The organism is Comamonas sp. NyZ500 (assembly GCF_016772095.1).
GTDB classification, from domain to species: Bacteria; Pseudomonadota; Gammaproteobacteria; order Burkholderiales; family Burkholderiaceae_C; genus Comamonas; species Comamonas thiooxydans.
Genome location: NZ_JAEIJE010000006.1, coordinates 118,087 through 140,810 on the forward strand (window position 1 = coordinate 118,087; position 22,724 = coordinate 140,810).

Annotated in this window: 20 protein-coding genes; 9 read left to right on the plus strand and 11 right to left on the minus strand. The window is 64.4% G+C overall.

From position 1 onward, the window contains the following. Window positions 1-84 precede the first annotated feature (84 nt). Window positions 85-846, plus strand: coding sequence for a 16S rRNA (adenine(1518)-N(6)/adenine(1519)-N(6))-dimethyltransferase RsmA (gene rsmA, locus JAO85_RS11605; protein WP_012840312.1), 762 nt, complete (start codon window positions 85-87; stop codon window positions 844-846). A 63-nt stretch (window positions 847-909) separates the two neighbouring features. Here rsmA and JAO85_RS11610 read toward each other — a convergent pair whose 3' ends face one another. Further along, window positions 910-2,265, minus strand: a complete 1,356-nt coding sequence (locus JAO85_RS11610; RefSeq protein ID WP_012840311.1) for an aspartate aminotransferase family protein — start codon at window positions 2,263-2,265, stop codon at window positions 910-912. A gap of 337 nt (window positions 2,266-2,602) precedes the next feature. Continuing rightward, entirely contained in the window at window positions 2,603-2,857 is a 255-nt protein-coding gene (locus JAO85_RS11615; RefSeq protein WP_019042669.1) for a DUF2061 domain-containing protein, read from the minus strand. A 197-nt stretch (window positions 2,858-3,054) separates the two neighbouring features. Here JAO85_RS11615 and JAO85_RS11620 point away from each other — a divergent pair, with 197 nt between their 5' ends. Genes JAO85_RS11620 through JAO85_RS11630 form a run of 3 tightly spaced genes read left to right on the plus strand, consistent with a single transcriptional unit; the run spans window position 3,055 to window position 5,106 of the window. After that, window positions 3,055-3,567 carry a GNAT family N-acetyltransferase gene (locus tag JAO85_RS11620; protein ID WP_012840310.1) on the plus strand — a complete coding sequence of 171 codons (513 nt, stop codon included), beginning with the start codon at window positions 3,055-3,057 and terminating at the stop codon, window positions 3,565-3,567. 26 nt (window positions 3,568-3,593) lie between these two features. After that, on the plus strand, window positions 3,594-4,151 hold the full coding sequence (locus tag JAO85_RS11625) for an NUDIX hydrolase (protein ID WP_051517708.1): 558 nt from the start codon (window positions 3,594-3,596) through the stop codon (window positions 4,149-4,151). Window positions 4,152-4,209: 58 nt separating this feature from the next. Next, window positions 4,210-5,106 (plus strand): DMT family transporter, encoded by an 897-nt coding sequence (locus JAO85_RS11630; RefSeq protein ID WP_012840308.1) that lies wholly within the window; start codon window positions 4,210-4,212, stop codon window positions 5,104-5,106. Window positions 5,107-5,113: 7 nt separating this feature from the next. Here the strand turns inward: JAO85_RS11630 and JAO85_RS11635 are convergent, their stop codons facing one another. Then, window positions 5,114-6,034, minus strand: a complete 921-nt coding sequence (locus JAO85_RS11635) for a LysR family transcriptional regulator (protein ID WP_039050392.1) — start codon at window positions 6,032-6,034, stop codon at window positions 5,114-5,116. 158 nt (window positions 6,035-6,192) lie between these two features. On the opposite strand from JAO85_RS11635, the gene JAO85_RS11640 reads away from it, so the two are divergent. The 4 genes from JAO85_RS11640 to JAO85_RS11655 all read left to right on the plus strand — a co-directional run bounded on the left by JAO85_RS11640 (window position 6,193) and on the right by JAO85_RS11655 (window position 10,830). Continuing rightward, complete coding sequence (locus JAO85_RS11640) at window positions 6,193-7,203, plus strand: tripartite tricarboxylate transporter substrate binding protein (RefSeq protein ID WP_003066912.1); 1,011 nt, start codon at window positions 6,193-6,195, stop codon at window positions 7,201-7,203. Between the two features lie 154 nt (window positions 7,204-7,357). Beyond that, the gene (locus JAO85_RS11645; protein WP_039050336.1) at window positions 7,358-8,974 is read left to right on the plus strand and encodes a gamma-glutamyltransferase family protein; all 1,617 of its coding nucleotides are present in this window, start codon (window positions 7,358-7,360) and stop codon (window positions 8,972-8,974) included. A gap of 202 nt (window positions 8,975-9,176) precedes the next feature. After that, on the plus strand, window positions 9,177-10,100 hold the full coding sequence (locus tag JAO85_RS11650; RefSeq protein ID WP_202788119.1) for an RNA polymerase sigma-70 factor: 924 nt from the start codon (window positions 9,177-9,179) through the stop codon (window positions 10,098-10,100). A gap of 232 nt (window positions 10,101-10,332) precedes the next feature. Then, window positions 10,333-10,830 carry a carboxymuconolactone decarboxylase family protein gene (locus tag JAO85_RS11655; RefSeq protein ID WP_202788120.1) on the plus strand — a complete coding sequence of 166 codons (498 nt, stop codon included), beginning with the start codon at window positions 10,333-10,335 and terminating at the stop codon, window positions 10,828-10,830. Between the two features lie 158 nt (window positions 10,831-10,988). On the opposite strand, the gene JAO85_RS11660 is transcribed toward JAO85_RS11655, so the two are convergent. From JAO85_RS11660 to JAO85_RS11680, 5 genes are all read right to left on the minus strand, one after another. Next, window positions 10,989-11,972 carry a tripartite tricarboxylate transporter substrate binding protein gene (locus JAO85_RS11660; protein WP_003072332.1) on the minus strand — a complete coding sequence of 328 codons (984 nt, stop codon included), beginning with the start codon at window positions 11,970-11,972 and terminating at the stop codon, window positions 10,989-10,991. A 91-nt stretch (window positions 11,973-12,063) separates the two neighbouring features. After that, entirely contained in the window at window positions 12,064-13,272 is a 1,209-nt protein-coding gene (gene tcuB, locus JAO85_RS11665; RefSeq protein WP_177340954.1) for a tricarballylate utilization 4Fe-4S protein TcuB, read from the minus strand. A 3-nt stretch (window positions 13,273-13,275) separates the two neighbouring features. Further along, the gene (gene tcuA / locus JAO85_RS11670) at window positions 13,276-14,727 is read right to left on the minus strand and encodes an FAD-dependent tricarballylate dehydrogenase TcuA (RefSeq protein ID WP_202788121.1); all 1,452 of its coding nucleotides are present in this window, start codon (window positions 14,725-14,727) and stop codon (window positions 13,276-13,278) included. Window positions 14,728-15,006: 279 nt separating this feature from the next. Further along, complete coding sequence (locus tag JAO85_RS11675) at window positions 15,007-16,392, minus strand: GntP family permease (protein WP_202788122.1); 1,386 nt, start codon at window positions 16,390-16,392, stop codon at window positions 15,007-15,009. Window positions 16,393-16,694: 302 nt separating this feature from the next. Further along, on the minus strand, window positions 16,695-17,633 hold the full coding sequence (locus JAO85_RS11680; protein WP_087865967.1) for a LysR substrate-binding domain-containing protein: 939 nt from the start codon (window positions 17,631-17,633) through the stop codon (window positions 16,695-16,697). Window positions 17,634-17,686: 53 nt separating this feature from the next. Here JAO85_RS11680 and mnmA point away from each other — a divergent pair, with 53 nt between their 5' ends. After that, window positions 17,687-18,817: a tRNA 2-thiouridine(34) synthase MnmA gene (gene mnmA, locus JAO85_RS11685; protein ID WP_087865968.1), complete on the plus strand. Its 1,131-nt coding sequence runs from the start codon at window positions 17,687-17,689 to the stop codon at window positions 18,815-18,817. Between the two features lie 3 nt (window positions 18,818-18,820). On the opposite strand, the gene JAO85_RS11690 is transcribed toward mnmA, so the two are convergent. From JAO85_RS11690 to JAO85_RS11700, 3 genes are read right to left on the minus strand one after another with little or no spacing between them, the layout of a single operon-like run. Then, complete coding sequence (locus JAO85_RS11690) at window positions 18,821-20,017, minus strand: transcriptional regulator (protein WP_202788123.1); 1,197 nt, start codon at window positions 20,015-20,017, stop codon at window positions 18,821-18,823. 18 nt (window positions 20,018-20,035) lie between these two features. Continuing rightward, on the minus strand, window positions 20,036-21,976 hold the full coding sequence (locus tag JAO85_RS11695) for an ATP-binding protein (protein WP_202788124.1): 1,941 nt from the start codon (window positions 21,974-21,976) through the stop codon (window positions 20,036-20,038). Beyond that, window positions 21,977-22,669: a response regulator transcription factor gene (locus JAO85_RS11700; RefSeq protein ID WP_039050329.1), complete on the minus strand. Its 693-nt coding sequence runs from the start codon at window positions 22,667-22,669 to the stop codon at window positions 21,977-21,979. It lies immediately after the preceding gene. Between the last annotated feature and the right edge of the window lie 55 nt (window positions 22,670-22,724).

Here is a 22,724-nt window from a genome sequence, read left to right on the forward strand (position 1 = left end):
AGTGCCCGGTAATGTCATCATTGCGCACCGGGCATCGGAGCTCCCCCTCATTCCAAGCGGTGCCCAGGCACCGCTTTCGCATTCATGAAACATATTCCCCGCAAGCGCTTCGGCCAGAATTTCCTGACCGACGGCGCCATCATCGACAACATCGTCCAGGCCATCGACCCCAAGGCGGGCGAACCCATGGTCGAGATCGGCCCCGGCCTGATGGCGCTGTCGCAGCCCCTGGTCGAGCGCCTGGGCAAGCTCACCGTCATCGAGCTGGACCGGGACCTGGCGGCCCGTCTGCGTCTGCGCGACGATCTCGATGTGGTCGAGTCCGATGTGCTCAAGGTGGACTTCCGTGCGCTGGCTGCGCGACTGGGTGTGGCCAAGCTGCGCGTGGTCGGCAATCTGCCCTACAACATCTCCAGCCCCATTCTTTTCCATCTGCTGGAGCAGGTGGATGTGGTGCAGGACCAGCACTTCATGCTGCAAAAAGAGGTCATAGACCGCATGGTGGCCGACGCCGGCACCTCGGCCTACGGCCGTCTGTCGGTGATGCTGCAGTGGCGCTACGCCATGGAGGATGTGCTGTTCGTGCCGCCGGGCAGCTTCAATCCGCCTCCCAAGGTCGACAGTGCCGTGGTGCGCATGATTCCGCGCGAGCAGCCTGCGGATCTCGATCCCAAGCTGCTGGAAGAGCTGGTGCAGGTCGCTTTCAGCCAGCGCCGCAAGATCCTGCGCAACACCCTGGGCAAGTGGCTGGAAGCCAGGGGCTTTGCGGGCGAGTTCGATCTGCAGCGCCGCGCGGAAGAAGTGCCTGTCGCCGAATTCGAAGCCCTGGCGGCACAGCTCTCCTGAATTTGGATGAAAAATGCTCCAATCGCTTGATAGGTAAGCGATTGAAGCTACTGATTTGATAATTCAGTCAGTGGCCTGCAGCGCATCGCCGAGTGCGTTGATCAGCCGCTCGATCTCGGCCTGCTCGCTGATGAAGGGCGGCGCCAGCTGAATCGTGTCGCCGCCGTAGCGCACATAGAAGCCAGCCTCCCAGCATTTCATGGCGATCTCATAAGGGCGCCTGGCGGGCTCGCCAGGCAGGGATGCAATCGTGATGCCCGCCGCCAGGCCGATATTGCGGATGTCCAGCACATGCCTGGCGTCCTTGAGGCTGTGCACGGCCTGCTCGAAGAAGGGGGCCAGCGCGCGCACGCGGCCCGGGCCGTCTTCGCGCTGCAGCAGATCCAGTGCCGCAATGGCTGCCGCGCAGGCCACGGGATGGGCCGAATAGGTATAGCCGTGGGCAAATTCCAGCATGTACTCCGGCCCGCCGGCCGCCATGAACTGCTCATAGATGGCGGGCGTGACCACGCAGGCTCCTAATGGCTGGGCGCCGTTGCTGACCTGCTTGGCGATATTCATGATGTCCGGCGTCACGCCAAAGGCCTCGGCCGCCGTCATCGCTCCGAGGCGGCCAAAGCCCGTGATGACCTCGTCGAAGATCAGCAGGATGTCGTGCTGGGTGCAGATCTCGCGCAAACGCTGCAGATAGCCGGTGGGCGGAATCACCACGCCGCCCGAGCCCGACATGGGCTCCACGATCACGGCGGCGATATTGCTGGCGTCATGCAGGGCGATCAGATCGAGCAGCCGGTCTGCCAGGGCGCGTCCGTCTGTCTGGGGCTGGCCCTTGAAGAACGAACCGGGTGGCGGCTGGGTGTGCGGCAGATGGTCGGCTTCGACCCCTTGGCCGAACATCTTGCGGTTGCCCCCCATGCCGCCCACCGAGATGCCGCCAAAGTTCACGCCGTGATAGCCCTTCTCGCGCCCGATCAGCCGGGTCTTGCTGCCCTGGCCCCTGGCGCGCCAGTAGGCGCGCGCCATCTTCAGCGAGGTGTCGGCCGCTTCCGAGCCCGAGCCGGTGAAGAACACATGCTCAAGCCCCTGGGGCATCAGGGCCACGATGCGGTTGGCCAGCTCGAACGAGGCCGGGTGGCCGAACTGGAAGGCGGGAGCGTAATCGAGCTGCAGCGCAGCCTTGCCAATGGCCTCGGCGATCTCGCGGCGGCCATGGCCCAGCCCCGAGCACCACAGGCCCGAGAGGCCGTCGAAAATGCGCCGGCCATCGGCATCGCTGTAGTAGGCACCCTGTGCGCCCGTGATGATGCGGGGCCTGGCCTTGAAGTTGCGGTTGCCGGTGAACGGCATCCAGTGGGCGCTCAGCCATTGTTCGTCGTGGCGCGCGAGGTCTGCGGATGTCTGGCGGTCTGCAAGCTGCATGGGAACTCCTTGGATTCCCGGCCATTGTTGGCCTTGGGTCCGGTTTGGCAAATAGCCGCAAACCCATGGGCGCGAGTCCGAATTGGCATCTTCAGCATGACTTATCCACAGTATTTTCTGATTCCGAAGAGTCAGGCTCGGATGATTTCCTGGCGTGAATGATAAGAAGCTCACAAAGAGCCTGGGATATTCAAGATTTATCCATGGCTTATCAAAAGGCTTGTCCACATGATTTCTACAGATCGCGAAGATGGCCGTTGCAGTCGCCCAGCATGGCCAGGGACTGCAGCAGCCATTGCGCAAAAGTGGTGGGGTGGTCGGCGTTCATAGACGGCTCTCAGGCGCTCAGTGCCTGTCCGGCAAGCGCTTGCTGCTCGCGTTTCTTCAGGCGGCGCTCCCAGATTTTTTCATGGAAGAAGAAGGCAAAGGCCTGGACCGTTGGCTCGAGCAGGCTCAGCGTCAGCGAAGCAATCAGATTGCCGGTCACGGCATAGGCGACGCAGGCGGCCACGGTGATGTGTATCACGTAGTAGCTGGCGGTCTTGGTCAGCGTGAGCTGGTTCTGGCGCAATGTCTTGATCAAGCGTGTCATCTGTTTCTCCCTGTGCGATGAATGAATGTTAGGGAGGATGGCGATCAATTTCCAATTGAGAATCATTACCATTGCGATAGCGCCTACAGACTGCTGCGAGATGAACGGCTTGCTAAGCTATGTGCCGGATTTTGATTGAAATTGGCCGTCAGCCTTTGACTGATAAGCGTTGACAGCTATTGATTTGAGAGTTTTTGATGACGGAGTCGATGCCAATCCAGCTGCGCGCGCTGGGCGCGGACGATGTGGATGCCGTGATGCGCATACAGCAGCATTGCTATGGTGCGGACTTTGCCGAGCCGCGCGAGGTGTTTGTGCGCCGTTTGCGGACGGCCGGGCATTGTTCCTGGGCGGCCGAGCAGGGCGGGGAACTGGTGGCCTATCTGGCAGCCTATTGGTCGCGCCCCGGAGCCATCACGCCGCTCAACGGCGACTTTGCCGAATATGACGACGCCAGCGTGCTCTATCTGCACGATATGGCCGTGTCCGAGGCTGCAGCCGGCCAGGGCCTGGCGCGGCGCATGGTCCAGGTCCTGAAGGCGCAGGCCAGAGCGCGCGGCGTGCAGCGCACGGCACTGGTTTCGGTGCAGGGTTCGCGGCTTTACTGGGAGCGTCAAGGCTATGTGGTCGAATCCGTGACAAATGCTGCGCAGCAGCAACATTTGGCCAGTTACGGCGAAGGAGCGCTCTATATGGTGGGATTTATCTGACACATCGTCGGGTTGGGACAAGGATAATGCCGGCCATGCCCAATCGCTGGAAACCCAATGTGACTGTCTCGGCCATCATCGAACGCGATGGCCGTTTTTTGCTGGTGGAAGAACAAACGGCGGATGGACTGCGTCTGAACACGCCGGCCGGTCATCTCGACCCTTCCGAAAGCCCTGTCGATGCCTGTGTGCGCGAAGTCATGGAAGAGACGGCCTACAGCTTCACGCCCACGGCTCTGGTCGGCATCTACATGAACCGCTTTGTGCGCACGCGCACGGGCTCGGACATCACCTATCTGCGCTTCGCCTTCACGGGCGATCTGGGCATGCACCATGCCCAGCGCCATCTGGACGACGGCATCGTGCGCAGCGTCTGGCTCTCGCTCGAGGAGCTCAAGGCCACCGAGCATCTGCATCGCAGCCCCATCGTGCTGGAGTCGGTGGGCGATTATCTGGCCGGCCAGCGCTATGACATAGGCCTGATCCATGCCGATGCCAGCATCTACAAGGTGCCGCAGCTGACGCGCCCGGTGCCTGAAGAGGCCGGTGCCACGCTGGACGATGTGCTGGTGCAGATTCACTGATATTGGCATTCGGCAGTTGTGACAGGCGTGCAGGCCGGGGCTGTGCACAATGTCCTGTATGTCTGTAGCCAGCCTGATCCGACTCATGACACTGGCCGCCCTCTGGGGCGGCAGTTTTTTATTCATGCGCGTGGCCGTGCCTCATCTGGGGGCCGTGCCCACGGCCGTGGGACGCGGCCTGTTTTCGGCGCTGGGCCTTGGCGCGGCGTTGTTTGCCATGGGCTACCGGCCCAGGCTAGGACGCTATCTTTGGCCCTTGCTGGGGCTGGGTGTCATCAATTCCGGCATCCCCTTTCTCATGTACGCGCTGGCGGCCCAGGTGCTGCCATCGGGCTATAGCGCCATCTTCAATGCCACCACGCCTCTGGTTGCGACCGTGGTGGGAGCGCTGGTGTTTGCCGAGGCGATCACGCCCGCGCGTGTGGTGGCGGTGCTGCTGGGGATTGGCGGTGTGGCGGTGCTGGCCCAGGCCGGGCCGCTGGATCTCGGCAGTGCCGTGCTGGGAGGCATGGCTGCCTGTTTTGTGGCCACGGTCTGCTATGCGTTTTCCAGCTATCTGACGCTCAGGCTGGCCGGTGCCAATGCGTGCGTGGACACGCGCGCTGCCGTTTTCATCAGCCAGCTCGGTGCGCTGATGGTGCTGACGCCGGCGCTGCTCATCGACATGGCGCTGGAGCCCGGCATGCTGGCCAGGCTGCAGGCCGCTCCGCTGCTGGCATGGGGCAATGTGGCGCTGCTGGGCTTGCTGAGCACGGCTCTGGCCTATGTGTTGTATTTCCGGCTGATTGCCGATGAAGGCCCGCAAAAGGCGCTGACCGTGACCTTTATCGTGCCCGTGTTTGCCGTGCTCTGGGGCTGGGCCCTGCTCGATGAGTCCTTGACCATCGCTCATGCCATGGGTGGCGGGCTGATTGCGCTGTCGCTATGGCTGGTGCTGCGCCCCAAGGCGGATTGAGTCGGTATCACCAGGCTGCGGGCAGGCGCAGCTGCAAAAGCTCCAGAAAGGACTGCGCCGCATGCGGCAGCGTGCGGCCGGCCAGGGTCTGCACCTCGATATCGCGCAGATCCATGCCGCGGTCGCTGAGCGCCACGGCCACGAGCGCGCCTGTGGCCACCATGTCGCGGGCGGCGATTTCGCTGGCCACGGCAACCGCCGTGCCCTGGGCCGCAAAGTTCAGCAGCGTCTTGCCGTGATTGCTCTCCAGGGCCGGCGCCAGCATCAGTCCCTGGCGGCTGCAGGCTGCATCCAGCAACTGGCGCACGGCCGTGCTGGGTGGCGTCAATGCCAGCGGATAGCGCACCAGCTTTGCCAGTGCCACGCTGCGCTCCTGCGCCAGTTCATGGCCGGATGCCACCAGCGCCAGCACGGGCGCGGCCACGCGGCAGGCGACGGCGATGCCGGGCTCGGGGGCCCGGCTGAAACACAGGCCTATGTCGGCCGTGCCGGTACGCACGGCACCGGAAACCTCGTGCGTGGGAAGCACCGTCACTTCGAAGACGATGCCGCCGTGCTCGCGCTGGAAGGCCGCGCACAGGCGCGGCAGGAATTCACTGGCGAAGGCATCGGAGCTGGCGATGCGCACCTTGCCGCTGCGCAGGCCCTGCAAGGCCTTGATCTCGTCGAGCGCGCGCTCGGCGTCCAGCCCTGCTCGGCGCGCATGATCGGCCAGGATCTCGCCGGCGGCGTTGAGCACCATGCCGCGCGGGTGGCGCTCGAACAGCGGCGTGCCCAGCCGCTCCTCCAATGCCGCGATCTGGCGGCTGATGGCCGAGGCCGCCACATGCAGTCTTGCCGAAGCCTCGCTCAGCGATCCGCATTGCGCGACTTCGTGGAAGTAGCGCAGCGCGGTGTCTTGCAGCAGCAAATGGCGGGACTCGGGCATGGCAGGCGGTGGCGGCAAAGCGCCATTGTGCCCGGTTTGCTGTTTTGGCAACGATGGCTTGCAAATTTGCCGATAGCGGCAAATGCCCCGGTTTTCTAAGATCTCCCGTTCGGTGGTCGCCAGGCAGCGGCCAGCCCTCCATTTCTGCAGGAGTTGCCATGCGGGCACGGTTTACTGTTTCAACGACGCGCCGCCAGTGGCTTCAGGCCGCTGTGGCCGTGGCCGGTGGTTTGCTGGCCTTTCCGGCCCTGGCCCAGGGCGAGGCCGCCTGGCCCGGCCGACCGGTGCGCGTGATCGTGCCGTTTCCGGCCAGCGGCGCCACCGATCTGGTGGCACGCGTGATTGCGCAGCGCGTATCGCAGGAGCTGGGCCAGCAACTGGTCATAGACAACCGGCCCGGCGCCGGCGGCACCATAGGCACGGCCGAGGCCGCCAAGGCGGCGGCCGACGGCTACACCCTGCTGTTCACCACCAGCAGCACACATGCGATTTCGCCGCATCTGATGCCCAGGCTGGCCTACAAGGCGGACAAGGACTTCAGTCCCATTGCGCATACGGCGGATGCGGCCAGCGTACTGCTGGTCACGCCCTCGCTGCCGGTCAAGAGCGTGCAGGAGCTGATTGCCTATGCCAGGGCCAATCCCGGCAAGCTCAACTACGCCACCAGCGGCAACGGCACCATCGTGCACCTGAACACCGCCGCCTTTGCCGCGCAGGCCGGCATACAGCTCGCCCATGTGCCCTACAAGGGCACAGCGCAGTCGATCACCGATCTGGCGGCAGGCCAGGTGCATCTGCTGTTCGACTCCATTCCCACGGGCATGCCCCATGTGGCCAGCGGCCGCCTGCGTGCCCTGGCCGTGACCGGCGACAGGCGCAGCACGCTGGCGCCGAATCTGCCCACGGTGGCCGAATCCGGCCTGCCAGGATATTCCTCGGTCACCTGGTTCGGCCTTTACGGCCCGGCCGGCATGAAGCCCGAGCTGGTCGGCAGGATCAACCAGGCCTTCAACCGCGCCATCCAGAATCCCGAGGTGATCGCCAGCCTGGCCAAGCAGGGCGTGGAGCCCGCCAAGCCGCAGACGCCCGCGCAGTTCGCTGCCATGGTGCAGGCCGACAGCGCGCGCTGGGCCAAGGTCATCAGGGACAACCACATTACTTTGGAATGACATATGCAACCCCCTGTGCGGCTGCGCCGGGGGACGGCATCCTCGGCTAGGCGCCTCCCGCCGTGAGGCGGCTCTTGCTCGATGCCTCTGGCCTGGGGCGCGCCAGTTTGAAGCGTTAAGCGCGGCGCCCATGAATCACTGATCGGACTTAGATATGACCAACCTCGTCAAGGACTGGACGCTTCCCTATGCCTCGCACCGCTCGCCGGTGCTGGGGCGTAATGTGGTCAGCACTTCGCAGCCGCTGGCCGCGCAGGCCGGCCTCTCCATGCTGCTGGCTGGCGGCAACGCCGTGGATGCGGCACTGGCCGCGGCGATGACGCTCACGGTGGTCGAGCCCACGGGCTGCGGCATCGGCAGCGACGGCTTTGCCATCGTCTGGGACGGCAAGGAGCTGCACGGCCTCAACGCCTCGGGCCGCTCGCCTGCGGGCTGGACGCCCGACTACTTTGCCCAGCTCGGCGGCATTCCGGAAAAGGGCTGGAATGCCGTGACCGTGCCCGGCGCCGTGTCGGCCTGGGTGGCGCTGTCCAAGCGCTTCGGCAAGCTGCCCTTCGCGCAGGTGGCCCAGCCCGCCATCGACTATGCACGCAACGGTTTCCCGGTCTCGCCCACGATTGCCACGCTGTGGGAGCTGGGCGGCAAGAAACTGGGCGACCAGCCCGGCTTTGCCGAGTGCTTTCTGCCTGGCGGCCGCGCTCCCCGGGCCGGTGAGGTGTTCAGGAGCGAAGCCCATGCGCGCACGCTGGAAGAGATTGCCGAGACCCTGGGCGAGTCCTTTTACCGAGGCGCGCTGGCCAGGAAGATGGTCGAGCATGCACGGGCCTGTGGCGGCGTGATGAGCGAGGAAGACCTGGCCGAGCATCAGGCCGACTGGGTGGGAACGGTGTCGCAGAAGTTTGGCGATTCGGTGATCCACGAGATTCCGCCCAACGGCCAGGGCATTGCGGCGCTGATGGCGCTGGGCATGCTCGACGAGCTGGGTGCGGGTGGCGATCCGATCGGATCGCAGCCGCTGGACGGCGTGGACAGCGTACATCTGCAGATCGAGGCCATGAAGCTGGCCTTTGCCGACCTGCACCAGTACAACGCCGACCTGGACCACATGCGCGTCACCCCCGCGCAGCTGCTGGACCGCGACTACCTGCGCGAGCGCGCCCAGCTCATTGACCGTGACAAGGCCAGCCTGCCCAGCTATGGCGCACCGCGTCCCGGCGGCACGGTCTACCTGGCGGCGGCCGATGCCAGCGGCATGATGGTCTCCTTCATCCAGTCCAACTACATGGGCTTCGGCTCGGGCGTGGTCGTGCCGGGCACCGGCATCAGCCTGCAGAACCGCGGCCATGGCTTTACCACCGAGGCCGGTCATGCCAATCAGGTCGGCCCGCGCAAGCGCCCCTCGCACACCATCATTCCGGCCTTTGCCATGCATGCCGACGGCAGGCCGCAAATGGCGTTCGGCGTCATGGGCGGCCCGATGCAGAGCCAGGGCCATCTGCAGATGGCGCTGCGCGTGCTGCGCTACGGCCAGAACCCGCAGGCTGCGGCCGATGCGCCGCGCTGGCGCGTGACCGGCGGCAAGGGCGTGGCCGTGGAGCCGTCCTTCGATGCCGCCGTGGTTGAGCAGTTGCGCGCACGCGGCCATGAGGTCAGCGTCGAGGCCGGCCATGGCGTGTTCGCTTTCGGCGGCGCGCAACTGGTGCTGCGCGACGGCGAGCACTACATCGCGGGCTCCGATCCGCGCAAGGACGGGTGCGCGGTGGGGTATTGAGGTCCCCCCTGAGCGGCTGCGCCGCTTCCCCCCAAGGGGGACGACACCTTCGGTGCGGGGCGGCCCTTCCTCGGTGTCTCTGGCTCAGGGCGCGCCGGTTTTAAGCCGGCACCCTGTCACAAAGTGCGCTGGTTCTGCGTCTAAGGCTTGGTGCCTGTCACACTGGGTGGCTGGCCCCTGGCCTATTTGCAGGAGACATCACGTGAGCCCCAATTCCCACGCTGCGCCGTCCGCCGATGCGGGACTGCAGGATTTCGAGCGCCATCGCCCGCGTCTATTCGGGCTGGCCTATCGCATGCTGGGCCAGCGCGCCGAGGCCGAGGATCTGGTGCAGGATGTCTGGCTGCGCTGGCAGGACAGCGAGCGCACCTCCATTGCCCAGCCCGAGGCCTGGCTGGTGACCACGGCCACGCGGCTGGCCATAGACCGGCTGCGACGCCTGCGCGTGGAGCGCGAGCACTATGCGGGCTTCTGGCTGCCCGAGCCGCTGGTCCAGCCCTGGACCGAGGCCGCTCCCTCGGCCGAGGAGCTGCTGGAGCAGGCCCACGATGTTTCCACGGCGCTGCTGTTCGTGCTGGAGCAACTGACGCCCGAGGAGCGCGCGGCCTTTTTGCTGCGTGAGGTCTTCGATGCCGACTACGCCGAAGTGGCCCAGGCGCTGGGCCGCAGCGAGGCCGCCTGCCGCCAGCTGGTGCACCGTGCGCGTGCCCATGTGAAGGCCGGACGGCCGCGCTTCGAGGCACCCGCACAAGCCCATGCCGAGCTGCTGCGTCGCTTTGCCCAGGCTGCGCGGGGCGGCGATCTGGCGCAGATCCAGGCGCTCTTCGCGCCCGACGCTGCGCTGATCAGCGACGGTGGCGGCAAGGTGGCATCCTTTGGCCGAGTGCTGGAGACCGGGCGCCGCCTGGCGCTGCTGTACTTCGCCACGGCCCGGCGCCTGCGCCGCGACGGGCAGGAGCAGAGCCTGCATCTGGCGCGCGTCAACGGCCTGCCGGGTCTGGTGCGCTGCGTGGACGGCCAGGTGGAGTCGGTGCAGACGCTGCTGGTCGAGGACGGACTGATCCGGCGCATCTACACGCTGCGCAATCCGGACAAGCTGACCCGCGTGCTGGTGCCGGCTGCCTGATGGGCGAGGCCTGTCGCAGAAGGCGAAAAAACAATAGCTGTTACCGCCAGTCAGTCAACAAATTCAGATTGTTTTATCGCTGAGTTTGTTTCATGCAGAGCGATAGCAGCTATGTTTATTGATGGCTAGGCGATGGATGACGAGGCCTGTCACAAACCGCAGCGCTGCCGCGTCTAAGAGGTATGGGCCGGCCGCAGGGGCGGGCCTGCAACGTCCCTCAAGGAGTATTCACATGGCCGACATCGCCAACCCCACCGCCAGCCCTATTGCCATTCCCAAGCCGCGCCTGGACTTCCGTGCGCTGGCTCCAGAGCTCTACAAGGCTCAGGCCGGCCTCAACGCCCAGATCGCACGCTCCAGCCTCGGTGTGCAGCTGCTGGAGCTGGTCTATCTGCGCGTCTCGCAGATCAACGGCTGCGCCTTCTGCGTGGACATGCATGTGCGCGAGCTGCTGTCGCGCGGCGAGGATCTGCAGCGCATCAACAGCGTGGTGGTCTGGCGTGAGGTGGACTTGTTCGAGATGCGCGAGCGCGCCGCGCTGAACTGGGCCGAGCGCTGCACCCAGCTGAGTCAGGCCCATCCCGGGCAGCAGGACTTCGAGGCCCTGCGCCCCTACTTCAGCGAGCGCGAGATCGTCGAGCTCAGCTACGCCATCGGCTGCATCAATGTCTGGAACCGTCTGTGCGTGGGCTTTGCGGCTCCCGTGGAGAAAAAGCCCATCACCGTCTGAGCTGCCGCGCGGCTTCCCCCGTGGCACGGCGCCCTCTCTCGCTGCGGGAGCGGCGGCCAGCGAGGCCCTTGCTCGCCGCCCTGACTTGGACTGCGTCCAATTCATGCGTTATGCCATCGGCGCGAGCGGGTTTGTGCTCTCAGATCGTGAACACGCTTTCAGTTCTGGGTGATCTTGCGTTCCTTGACCACCTTGCCCCATTGCTCGTATTCCTTCTTCATGAAGGCCGCGAACTCGGCCCGCGTCGTGGGCTGGGGCGTCAGGCCGTGGACCTTGAGCGCCTCGGCCACGCCGGGGTCCTTGAGCACCTTGACGATTTCCAGGTTCCAGCGATCCAGCACGGGCGTGGGGGTCTTGCCGGGGGCGACGAAGGCATACCAGTTCAGCGCCTCGAAGCCGGGGAAGCCCGCTTCGGCCACGGTGGGGATATTGGGCATATAGGCGGGGCGCGTCAGACCCGTGGTGGCCAGCGGAATCAGCTTGCCTGTCTCGACATGCGGCAGGGCCGTCGGGGGCGCGGCAAAGTAGGAGGTGACGCGCTCGCCAAGCAGGTCCTGCAGGGCCGGCGCGCCGCCCTTGTAAGGCACGTGAACCATCTCCACGCCAGCGCGCTGGTTGAACAGCTCGCCTGCCAGGTGCGAGGCCGAGCCCGCGCCGGTCGATGCATAGTCCACGCTGCCGGGGCTCTTCTTGGCCTTGGCCACGAACTCGGCCAGGTTCTTCACGCCGGCGCCCTTGTGCACCACCAGCACATTGGGGAAGTTCACGCCGCCCGAGATGGGCGCCAGATCGGTGAAGGGGTTGTAGCCCACCTTCATGATGTGGGGGGCAATCGTCAGCGGGCCGATGGAGCCGAACAGCAGCACCGAGCCGTCGGTCGGCGCCTTGGCCACGAACTGGTGGGCGATATTGCCGCCCGCGCCGCCCTTGTTGTCCACCACCACGGTCTGGCCGATGTTTTCGCCCAGCTTCTTGGCAATCATGCGCGCCGCCGCGTCGGCGGCGCCGCCTGCGGCAAAGCCCACGACCAGGGTCACGGGCTTGTTGGGCAGCCAGTCGGGAGCGGCCTGTGCCGCCGAGCCCAGGCTCAACAGGGAGGCGGCCACGGCCGTGGCGCGCAGGAAATGGCGTTTGTTCATCATGGGATGTCTCCTTGGTCGGAAAGGAATGCCGGTATTCCGGCTGATTTTTTTGAAAGCAGGCACGGCGGGCGTGCCTGTCATGGGACTTCGCTCAATCAGCGCCCAGGCCGATGGGGCTGGGCTCGCGCTTTTCGGTGTTGTGGCGCAGCAGTGCAGCCGTGCGGAACACGCCGTGGGCAAACTTGCCGTAGGGCAGGGTGGCAAACAGTGCAATCACGGCGCCCAGATGCAGGCATAGCAGCAGTGCCAGCGCTGGCGTGGCGCGACCCAGCCATAGCGCCAGACCACTGGCGGCCACCAGGAACAGCAGGGCGATGAAGGCTAGGTCCATGGGCTTTTGCTTGGCGTCGCCATGCAGCGGGTGACGGGCGCGGTTCAGCATCCAGAGGCCGGCCGTGCCAATCATCAGGCTCACGCCGCCCAGGGCGCCCAGAATCTTGGGCAGGCTGGGCAGCTCGTAGGGAGCAGGCAGATCGAAGACATAGTGATAGACCGTGGCCAGGCCCGTGGCCGCAAAGCACAGCATGAAGCCGTAGAAGGTCAGGTGGTGGAAGCGGCGGCGCTTGAGCGTGTACTCGTCGTCCTCGTTGTGGCAGCCGTCGCCATGGCCGCCGTCCAGGTATTTCAGGCGCAGCACGTCGTGCGTGGCTTCGGCAGCGGCGGGGCCGCTGACATCCACATTGCTGGTGGCGGGCTTCACATCCTTCCAGAAGCGGCGCACGCCCATGGACAGCGCAAACACCACGAACAGGAACACCGGCGCAAAGATGCCGACCAGCAGATTGTGCGGGAACAGGTTGTAGAAGTTGTTGCCCAGATTGCCGCTCCACAACTGGCCAACACCGCCTTGCGCCGCGACGGCCAGCGCCAGGAACAGGAAGAGGCCGGCCACCAGTGCCAGGGACAGGGTCAGGCCGTTCTGCTGGTACAGCTTGCCCATGGCGGGCGGCCAGGCATAGTCGGCATAGGTCTGGCCGCGCACTTCGGCCATGGCCTTGGGAATGTTGATGCCGAATTCGTGCGGCGGTGCGTATTGGCAGGCGTGCAGGCAGGCGCCGCAGTTGTGGCAGAGATTGGCCAGGTAATGCACATCGGCCTTGCCGAACTCCAGACGGCGCGTCATGGCCGGGAACACGGCGCAGAAACCTTCGCAGTAGCGGCAGGCATTGCAGATCTGCATCACGCGCGCCACCTCGCCTTCGGCAGCGGTTTCCGTAGGTGCGGGGAGGATGGGAATCACCTTGCCGGTGGCCAGGGTCTGGGCTTCCTTGCCCAGTTCTTGCAGGGATTGGATGCTCATGACTCAGACCTCATCTTTCACAGCGCCGTGCACGGCGTCTTTTCCTTGCGCAGCCAGGGCTGCATTGCGCCCGGCAATGCGGCCAAAGGCCGTGCCGATTGACATGCCCACACCGGCGGTGTAGCCCTTGCCCAGCACATTGCCGGCCATCATTTCGCCGGCCACGAACAGGTTCTGGCTGGGTTGATCCTTGAAGCGCACCGCGGAGGTGTCGTCCACCTTCAGGCCCAGATAGGTGAAGGTCACGCCGGGGCGCAGCGCATAGCCGTAGTAGGGGCCGGTGTCGAGCGGGCGCGCCCAGTGCGTCTTGGCCGGAGCCAGGCCTTCGGTGTGGCAGTCGTCCAGCGCGGTATGGTCGAAATGGCCGACCTTGCAGCTGCTGTTGTAGGTGTCGAGCGTGGCCATGAAGGTGTCCACGTCCAGACCCAGCTTCTGCGCGAGCTCGGGCAGGGAATCGGCCTTCACGCCGGGGAACACCGGCGGCATGAAGCGGCCTATGGCCTTGCTGTCGATGATGGAGTAGGCGATCTGGCCGGGCTGCTGGGCCACCAGGCGGCCCCAGATCGCATAGCGCTTGGGCCAGAAGTCCTCGCCCTCGTCATAGAAGCGCTGGGCATCGCGGTTCACCACCACGCCCAGCGAGACGCAGTCGATACGCGTGCATATGCCGCCGTCGTACAGCGGGGCGCGGGCATCGATGGCCACCATGTGCGCTTGTGTGGGATCGCCCAGGCCGTCGGCCTGCTGCTCTTGCAGCATATGCTTGAGCAGTACGCCCTGGTTGAAGGCCGTGCCGCGGATGATGAAGTTGTCGGCCGGCCATTCGCCGCGCTCGTTCTGGCCCCAGGCCTCGCGCAGCCATTCGCGGTTGGACTCGAAGCCGCCCGCCGCCAGCACGCAGCTTTTGGCCGTGATGCGCTGGCTGCCATCCTTGGTCTTGACCCAGGCAGCCTGGAACCGGCCATTCTCGATTTCGAGCTTGTCCACGGGGGACTCGTAGCGGATTTCCACGCCCAGCTTTTCGGCGCTGCGGAAATAGGCGTTCACCAGTGCCTTGCCGCCGCCCATGAAGAAGGCATTGGTGCGCGCCACATGCAGCGCGCCCGACAGCGGCGGCTGGAAGTGCACGCCATGCCTGCGCATCCAGTTGCGGCAGGTCGAGGAGGCACGGATCACCATGCGCGCCAGATGCTCGTTGGTGATGCCGCCCGTGACCTTGAGCAAGTCCTGCCAGTACTCTTCTTCGGGATAGGCCTCGACCAGCACGTCCTGGGGAGCGTCGTGCATGCAGCGCAGATTGCGGGTGTGGCCGGAGTTGCCGCCGCGCCATTCGCGCGGTGCAGATTCAAGCAGCAGCACGCGGGCACCTGCTTCGCGCGCCATCAGCGCGGCGCACAGGGCGGCATTGCCACCACCGATGACGAGGACATCGGTGTCAAAGGCTTCAGTTTTCATGATGGGCTGCCACGGGGCGATGCCTGCAGCGGTTCAACGTGGGTGGATGTCCTCTGTCATTTCCGCCGCCGGAGCGCGGTTGACAGGGTCAGATTGGAGTTGAACGCCACTGTAGTGAGCACAGCCTCACCCGTGCAGCGGGGCTAGGGGATGGGGGCATCACCAATCGTGATGGATTGCTTGTGCCGCAGGCCGAAGGCGGCACGATGCGGCCTTGCGCCACGGCTTGCAACCCCGGAGCAAGGCACCAGGGCCGCTGCGCTGCAGCCCCGGCCAGCCTCAATGCACTGTGACGAGCGCGTTGAAGAGCAGCACCATGAGCAGGCCCACCACGGCCACGATGGACTGCACGACCGAGATGGTCTTGGTGGCTTCGCCCATGGTCATGCCGAAGGACTCCTTGACCATCCAGAAACCGGCGTGGTTGGCATAGTTGAAGAACAGCGAGCCGCAGCCTATGGACAGGGCCAGCAGGGGCAGGTTCAGGCTGGGATCGGCCCCCGCCAGCGGCGCCAGCAGGCCGGCAGCGCCCACGATGCCCACGGTGGCCGAGCCGGTGGAGACGGACAGCAGCATGGCGATCAGCCAGCCCAGGATCAGGGGCGGGAAGGCGAACTGCTGGGTCAGATGGACGATGGCATCACCGACCTTGGCGCTGGTCAGCATCTGCTGGAAGGCGCCGCCGCCGGCAATGATCATGATGATGGAGGCAATCGGCTTGAGGCTCTTGCCCAGCGCGTCGCGCAGCTTTTCGGTATCGCCGCCACGGGCCATCACCAGGGCCACGATGGCGAACAGCACGCCCAGCAGCATGGCGATCAGGGGGTTGCCCAGGAAGCTGGCCACATGCATGGTAGCCGCATCCTTGGGCAGCAGCATCTCGGCGACGGCGTGGATCAGCATCAGAATGGCGGGCAGCAGGGCCGCCAGCACGCCCAGGGCGATGCGGGGCTGCTGGCCGGCAGTGGCTTTCTCGGTGATGGTGAATTGGTCGAGCAAGGCCTGGTCGGGCTTGGTGCTCATGCGCGGGGCGATGAAGGCACCGTAGAGCGGGCCGCCGAGAACCATGGCCGGAATGGCGGCCAGAAAGCCGTACAGCATGGTCGGGCCGACCGTGGTCTTGAGGGTGGCGATGGCGGTCAGGGGGCCGGGGTGGGGCGGCACCATGCCGTGCATGGCCGCCAGTGCCGAGATCACGGGCACGCCGACGTAGACATAGGCCGAGCCCTTGAATCGGGCCTGGCCTTCCAGCTTGCGCGCCACGCTGAAGATCAGCGGCAGCATGACCACCAGGCCGACCTCGAAGAACATGGGGATGCCGACGATGAAGGCCACCAGGGTCATGGCCCAGGGGATCATGCGATCGGAGGAGTGCCTGAGAATGGCTTCGGCGATCTGCTCGGTGATGCCTGCATCGGCCAGGATCTTGCCCAGCATGGCGCCCAGCGCGATCACGACGCCTACGGCGCCCAGCGTTTTGCCCGCGCCATTGGTCAGCTGCTTGACGATGGTTTCCGGATCCATGCCGGTGGCAAAGCCGACGCCGACCGAGACTATGAGCAGGGCCAGCAGCGGGTGCAGCTTGATGCGTGAAACAATTAATGCAACCAGCACCAGCACGCTGACCAGGGCGGTCAGCAGCAGCTGAATATCGAGAGATGTCATAAATGAACCTTGGTTTTGGCTGGCTGTCCTGAAGCGCACTTCACATCCAGCACGAGGCAAGGCTCATATTAAAAAAGCGCACTCGCACCCGCTGTAGGCTGGCGCCGTCGGCGTGGTGCAAGATGGATGTCGAGATGCGGCCCAGGGAGCGCAACAGCAATGTTGTAATGAAGATCTAGGTTTGCCACCAGGTATGAGCTTCACATGGCAACAAAGTTGCTGTGGAAATTACGTAAGCGCTGTCAGGGCCCGGGTTCTGATTTCCGGCTGCACCGTCGCATGCCGGCTGTTGGAGAGCGCGCTCAATCCGTCAGGGAGGCGCCGCGCCAGACTCCCGACTGCACCAGCTGGCGGGCGCAGTCCGTCAGCACCACACGTGCCGCCAGGGCGGCGGGCGAGAGTTCGTCATCGGACAGGCTGCACAGCGCGGCCTTGCGCCGCACCGAATCATCGGCGATTTGCGACCACTGAAAACGCTCGGCAGCATCACGGTACATGCCCACGGCCGACCAGGGCTGGACTGTGGCGCCCATGCCGGCAGCGACCGCTTCCATCAGCAGAGACAGCGAGTCGATTTCCATGGCCATCTGCGACTGGAAACCGGCACTGGTGAACGAGGCCATGATGGAGCTGCGCAGGCCGTGGCTGCCCGAGGGCAGGATCAGCGGCACTTGCTGCAACTGCTCCAGGCTGATGGGCACTTCATGCTGAATCTGCGGCGCCACCGGTTGCTGGCGCGACTGAATCAGAAACAGCTGCTCTTCGAGCAGCGGCATCACGCTCCAGCGCCGGGCGCTCTGAGTATCGAAAAGGATAGCCAGATCCAGCTGTCTGGCGTTGAGAAGACTGGTCAGATGCCCCGAGAGGGCTGACACCATGTGCAGGCGCACCTCGGGGTAGCGCTCGCGCATGGCGCGCATCAGCGGCAGGCCCAGCACATTCGCAATCGTGGGCGACAGGCCCATGCTGACGGCGCCCGACAGCCGCGCCTGCTGGGCCGCATGTATGGCCTGCTGGGCATGGCGCAGGGTGAGCTGGGCCTGGTGAAAAAAGGCCTGGCCGGCCTCGGTGGGGATGACGCCGCGCGGCGTGCGCTGCAGCAGCCGGGTCGAGAGTTCCGACTCCAGGCGGCTGATCTGCTGGCTCAGCGCCGACTGCACCATGTCCAGATCCAGCGCCGCCCGGCTCATGGAGCCCAGTTCAACAATTCGTACAAAGTAGCGCAGCTGGCGCAGTTCCATGGCAAATCCTCACGCCCGCAGCAGTTGACGGGCGCTGGGATAATCGCATACCTATGAGCAACAAGCAGCGTGTCGTGGTGGGTTTGTCGGGCGGTGTGGATTCCGCCGTCACCGCCTATCTTCTCAAACAGCAGGGCCACGAGGTCGTCGGCATCTTCATGAAGAACTGGGAAGATGACGACGACAGCGAGTACTGCTCGTCGAATATCGACTTTGTCGATGCGGCGGCCGTGGCCGACGTGATCGGCATCGAGATCGAGCATGTGAACTTTGCTGCCGACTACAAGGACCGCGTGTTCGCCGAGTTCCTGCGCGAGTACCAGGCCGGTCGCACGCCCAATCCGGACGTGCTGTGCAATGCGGAGATCAAGTTCAAGGCCTTCCTCGACCATGCGATGCGCCTGGGGGCCGAGAAGATCGCCACCGGCCACTACGCGCGTGTGCGCCAGAATCCGTCCACCCAGCTGTTCGAGCTGCTCAAGGGCCTGGACAACAGCAAGGACCAGAGCTATTTCCTGCACCGCCTGAACCAGGCCCAGCTGTCCAAGGCGATGTTCCCCGTGGGCGAGCTGCACAAGACCGAGGTGCGCCGCATTGCCGAGGAGATCGGCCTGCCCAATGCCAGGAAGAAGGACTCGACGGGCATCTGCTTCATTGGCGAACGCCCGTTCCGAGACTTTCTGAACCGCTACATCAGCAAGGAGCCGGGTCTCATCCTCGACGACCGCAACCGCAAGCTGGGCAAGCATGTGGGTCTGTCCTTCTACACGCTGGGACAGCGTTCGGGTCTGGGCATTGGCGGCGTCAAGGAAAAGGGCGCTGCCCGTGGTGCGGGCGACCATGCACCCTGGTTTGTGGCGCGCAAGGAAATGGACAAGAACATTCTGCGCGTGGTGCAGGGCCATGACCATCCGCTGCTTCAGTCACATGCCTTGCTGGCCGATCAGGTCAGCTGGGTGGCCGGCCATGCTCCGGCCGAGGGCAAGGCCTACGGCTCCAAGACCCGCTACCGTCAGCCCGATTCGCCGGCGCTGATTTCCCAGGCCACGGAGGCCGGTTTCCGTCTGGACTTTCCCGAAGCGCAGTGGGCTGTCACCCCTGGTCAGTCCGCCGTGCTCTATGACGGCGATGTCTGCCTGGGCGGCGGCATCATTGCGCAGGTCGACCCTGCGGCCACTCGGTAATCGCTAGTAATCGCGGTTTTCATCAAACCACTGCTGGGCCTGCTCATGCGTCAGCTTCAGAGCCAGCGCCGCAGGCAGTTGTGCCAGCTGCTGCACGGCCAGCCCCAGGTCTTCACGTTCGCTGGTTTCAATGCCCTTGACCGTGTTGAAGCGGGCGGCAAAGGCCGTCAGTGCAGCTTGCACATGACCAAGGCTGCTGGCCGCGCCAATTTCCTGCTCTGCCAGCTCATAAGCTGCATGTGCAATCCTGGCGCGGGCCGCGGGCCAGCCCGCAAATGGACGCCCATATTCCTTGGCCCACCATTCGGGCTTGCGCAACTGGCTGACGGATGTGTAGTCAGCCCAGGGTCGTGCCTTGGCACGATCCTTGAGTTGCTGGCGCAGGTGTTTGCCAGTGGCTTCTTCCACGTTGTAGGCGATGAAGAAGTCCAGCTCCGGCCAGGTCGACAGCACAGGCAGTCCCGACAGATGGCGCATAAAACGCAGTGATAGCGCCTTGAGCTGCGTACATGATGAAAGCTGAGCCAAATCGCTGTGGTTACCCCACAGGGAGAGCGATTCCAGCTTCGAAAACTGCAGCAGGTTTTGCAGCGAAATGGGTTGCTTTCCCGCTCCATTGCTCAGCTCCAGCGTGGTGACCTGTTTCAGGCTGCCCATGTCGGGCAGTTGGAAGGCTTCGTCGGCCGGGTTCTTGCTGGTGGCCGGGCTCAAACTCAGGCTTTCAGGCAGGCCTGCGGTGACGGTGATTTGCTCCAGATTGCCATGCAGATGAAGGCGCATGCCCTGCTGCGGCAGCTTCAGGTGGATGTGGCCCTGATTGCCCGCTTGCAGATGAATGCTCAGTTCGCGAATCTGTGACTGGCTGGCGTCGATATGTACATCTTGCTGCAGCTGTGGGTACCAGCTGAAGTTTTCGATAGCACGCAGCTGCGCCCATGTGAAGAAGCCGCTGTCATTGCCCGTGTAGTAGAAGCTGCGTGGCCAGGGCGAGCCGGCGGGCGTGGCAAAGGGGTCAAAGCAGGACCAGAGCACGCAGGCGTCGACAGGCAGCCACAGGTCCGCTGTTCTCAACAGCGTCCTGGGGCCAAGGGTCAGGCTGCCCTGACCGGGGCTGGTTTTGAGCCTGTGCGGCGCGTCAGGCGTCAGCTGAAGGTTGAAGACGCCGTCTTCATGCGGTGTTCCGTCGATAAGCAGGGGCATGCAGAAAGCTTAGCGCAGTTACCAGATGCTCTGGGGAGACGGCACGGCGCTCTGTACTTCGGTGTGACGTTGCACCTTGCCGAACAGGGGCAGGCTGGCTCGCAGCTCGGTGCGGCCGGGGCTGGACTGTATGACCAGAGTGCCTTGCAGGCGCTCCAGTCGCGCCAGCATGCTGCGCATGCCCACGCCCATGCTGTTGATCTGTGTGCTATCCAAATCAAAGCCTGTGCCGTTGTCCTCGATCTGCAGCTGCAACTCCCTGGCGTCGGGAATCTCCAGCCGAACCTGGACCTGGCTGGCGCGGCTGTGTTTGATGACATTGGTCAATGCCTCTTCCAGCACGCGGGTCAGGGTCAGGCACTGAATGGGGCTGGGCGCGTGAGTCCAGTATTCGGGCAGACACCACTTCACCTGAATGTCCAGCTCCTCGAACAGCCGTGCAAAGCGGTGGCGCAGCGGAGCAAGCCACTGCATGGGTGTCTCGGGAACCTGGATGGCGGTGCTGGTGCCGGTATCAATCATCTGACGCAGGTCGTCACGCATGAGCTTGAGCATGGACAACACCTGGGCATTGGGCAAAGGGGCGCTGCTCTGCTCGACCAGTGCAATGGAGCGCACCAGAGAGCCGCCCAGACCGTCGTGCAGATCCTGGGAAATGCGCAGACGTTCCTGCAGGCGGGAGTGGCTCAGAGCCAGATGGTGCTCCCTCTCCAGGGTCTGGCTCAGGTCGTCGCAGGCCTGTGTGACGGTGAGACTGAGTTCGTGGTTGAAGTGCTCGATGCGGCGCATATTCCATACGACCTGCCGCCCCAGCAACCACGCGATCACCAGCATGCTCAGCAAGGTGGTGTAGGGAGTCAGCGTCAGATTGTGATCCAGGGTCTTGGTCAGCAGCAGCAGGTCGTGCACGCCGATGGCCAGGTAGAGCACGAAGCAGAGGCTGAACGCGATGTGGGCTGGCGTGCGTGTCTGCAGCGCGCGCAGTGGAAACAGCAGGCAGACCAGAGCGCAAAGACAGAACATCAGCAGCCAGACGGCCTGGCTCAGCGCCATCTGTGCATCGGGCACAGACAGGGCGAATACAGCACAGAGGCTGCATATGCCGGCCAGCGTACGCTCCAGCCGCATGAGGCGTAATTCCGCAAAGCGCAGCGTAAAAATGCAGAAAGTGTAGGTAAAGGCAATGAAAACCAGCAAATTGCCCTTGGCAAAGGCCGGCGTACTGCTGAAGGGCCAGGGATCAGTCATGACCATAAAGCAGAGCATCAGTGCCCAGCACATCAGATTGAGTGCGTACCAGCCATAGAGTTTTTGATTGCGGTTGTGGAGCCAGGCAAACGAAAACAGTAGACATAGCACCAGGCTGACCGTGATGCAGACCATATAAATGGTGCGCAGGTTCCAGGTGGCCTGCGCCGTCCATTGCTTGAGCTCGGCTGGATGGCCTATGCGCAGCCGCCCCAGGCCTGGCGTCTGGCTGCTGAGCCCGTGGACGCGCACCCAGATGCTGTTGCCCTGCTCCTTGAGCAGCGCCTTGGGCAGCAGCCAGTAGCGTGGCATATTCCAGCTGCGGCTCAGCGGCTCCACCAGCGATTGATCGCGCCAGATCAGTTCTGAATTCACGAACACCTCGCCCGCCATCACGATATTGACGACGGCCAGCGCCACGGGCTGATCGCGCCCGCAGGGGCTCTCCCAATCGATGCGGTACCAGGCGGCACCGTCATAGCCGGGCCAGCGTTGACTCCAGTCATCCAGCCCCGGCACATCCACCCATTGCAGCAAGGCCGCATCGGGTGGAGGCCCCTCGAGTAGTGCCTTGGCCGATTGGCGAGCCACAATGCGCGGTTCACAAAGCAGGTCCTGAGGCCTGAGCTCCTGTGCCCATGCCACGCCGCAACTCCAGCCCATGACGAGCGCAAATATCAGGCGCAGCAAGAGAGCCGACCGCTTGAACATTCAGCTCAGCAAACCGCGTGCCCGGGCCTCGCTGACCGCCTTGGTGCGCGAAGGCACGGCCAGCTTGCGGTAGATGTTCTTCACATGGCATTCCACGGTGTAGCGCGAGAGAAAGAGCGACTCTGCGATCTCCCGGTTGGTCATGCCGTCTGCGACCAGCTTGAGGATCTGGATTTCGCGGGCGCTGAGTAGGGCTTCGGGCGGCATCTCCTTGTGCGCTTCCGTGGGCTGGGAAGGCTGCAACTCGGCAATGATGCGCCGTGCAATGAAAGGGTCGATGGGGGCGCCACCGCGCAGCACACTGCGTATGGACAGGGTGACCTCCAGGTCGTCGCGCTCCTTGAGCACATAGCCGTTGGCCCCGGCACGCAGCGCCGACAGAATGGCATCCTCGGTGCTCCAGGCGGAGATGACCAGAATTCCCATGCCGGGGTCGGCGGCGCGCAACTGGCTGATCAGCTCTATGCCGCTGCCGTCGGGCAAGCCCAGGTCCACCAGTGCCATGGCGACCGGATGCTCCGCCAGCCGGGCGCGTGCCTGCCCCAGGGTTGCAGCAAAGATGAGAGCATCATCCGCATATCCGAGGCCATGCAAAATGCTTTCCAGCCGATTGCGGATCAACGGCTCATCCTCCACCACGATCAAGGGGCTGGGGAGAATGGACTCTGTAGGGAGGGAAAAAGTCTCTGCCATATTGTGTGAGGTGCCGCTGGTTTTCGTATCTCACTGTTACCGAGATCAAGTCGCT

What these genes read in the sequence shown, in the direction of transcription:
- JAO85_RS11690 (WP_202788123.1), bottom strand. Translation starts at nt 20,017, where the DNA reads ATGCCCCTGCTTATCGACGGAACACCGCATGAAGACGGCGTCTTCAAC.
- JAO85_RS11675 (WP_202788122.1), bottom strand. Translation starts at nt 16,392, where the DNA reads ATGACATCTCTCGATATTCAGCTGCTGCTGACCGCCCTGGTCAGCGTG.
- JAO85_RS11680 (WP_087865967.1), bottom strand. Translation starts at nt 17,633, where the DNA reads ATGGAACTGCGCCAGCTGCGCTACTTTGTACGAATTGTTGAACTGGGC.
- JAO85_RS11695 (WP_202788124.1), bottom strand. Translation starts at nt 21,976, where the DNA reads ATGTTCAAGCGGTCGGCTCTCTTGCTGCGCCTGATATTTGCGCTCGTC.
- JAO85_RS11655 (WP_202788120.1), top strand. Translation starts at nt 10,333, where the DNA reads ATGGCCGACATCGCCAACCCCACCGCCAGCCCTATTGCCATTCCCAAG.
- JAO85_RS11700 (WP_039050329.1), bottom strand. Translation starts at nt 22,669, where the DNA reads ATGGCAGAGACTTTTTCCCTCCCTACAGAGTCCATTCTCCCCAGCCCC.
- JAO85_RS11630 (WP_012840308.1), top strand. Translation starts at nt 4,210, where the DNA reads ATGTCTGTAGCCAGCCTGATCCGACTCATGACACTGGCCGCCCTCTGG.
- JAO85_RS11625 (WP_051517708.1), top strand. Translation starts at nt 3,594, where the DNA reads ATGCCGGCCATGCCCAATCGCTGGAAACCCAATGTGACTGTCTCGGCC.
- JAO85_RS11635 (WP_039050392.1), bottom strand. Translation starts at nt 6,034, where the DNA reads ATGCCCGAGTCCCGCCATTTGCTGCTGCAAGACACCGCGCTGCGCTAC.
- JAO85_RS11620 (WP_012840310.1), top strand. Translation starts at nt 3,055, where the DNA reads ATGACGGAGTCGATGCCAATCCAGCTGCGCGCGCTGGGCGCGGACGAT.
- JAO85_RS11610 (WP_012840311.1), bottom strand. Translation starts at nt 2,265, where the DNA reads ATGCAGCTTGCAGACCGCCAGACATCCGCAGACCTCGCGCGCCACGAC.
- JAO85_RS11660 (WP_003072332.1), bottom strand. Translation starts at nt 11,972, where the DNA reads ATGATGAACAAACGCCATTTCCTGCGCGCCACGGCCGTGGCCGCCTCC.
- rsmA (WP_012840312.1), top strand. Translation starts at nt 85, where the DNA reads ATGAAACATATTCCCCGCAAGCGCTTCGGCCAGAATTTCCTGACCGAC.
- JAO85_RS11640 (WP_003066912.1), top strand. Translation starts at nt 6,193, where the DNA reads ATGCGGGCACGGTTTACTGTTTCAACGACGCGCCGCCAGTGGCTTCAG.
- JAO85_RS11645 (WP_039050336.1), top strand. Translation starts at nt 7,358, where the DNA reads ATGACCAACCTCGTCAAGGACTGGACGCTTCCCTATGCCTCGCACCGC.
- tcuA (WP_202788121.1), bottom strand. Translation starts at nt 14,727, where the DNA reads ATGAAAACTGAAGCCTTTGACACCGATGTCCTCGTCATCGGTGGTGGC.
- tcuB (WP_177340954.1), bottom strand. Translation starts at nt 13,272, where the DNA reads ATGAGCATCCAATCCCTGCAAGAACTGGGCAAGGAAGCCCAGACCCTG.
- mnmA (WP_087865968.1), top strand. Translation starts at nt 17,687, where the DNA reads ATGAGCAACAAGCAGCGTGTCGTGGTGGGTTTGTCGGGCGGTGTGGAT.
- JAO85_RS11615 (WP_019042669.1), bottom strand. Translation starts at nt 2,857, where the DNA reads ATGACACGCTTGATCAAGACATTGCGCCAGAACCAGCTCACGCTGACC.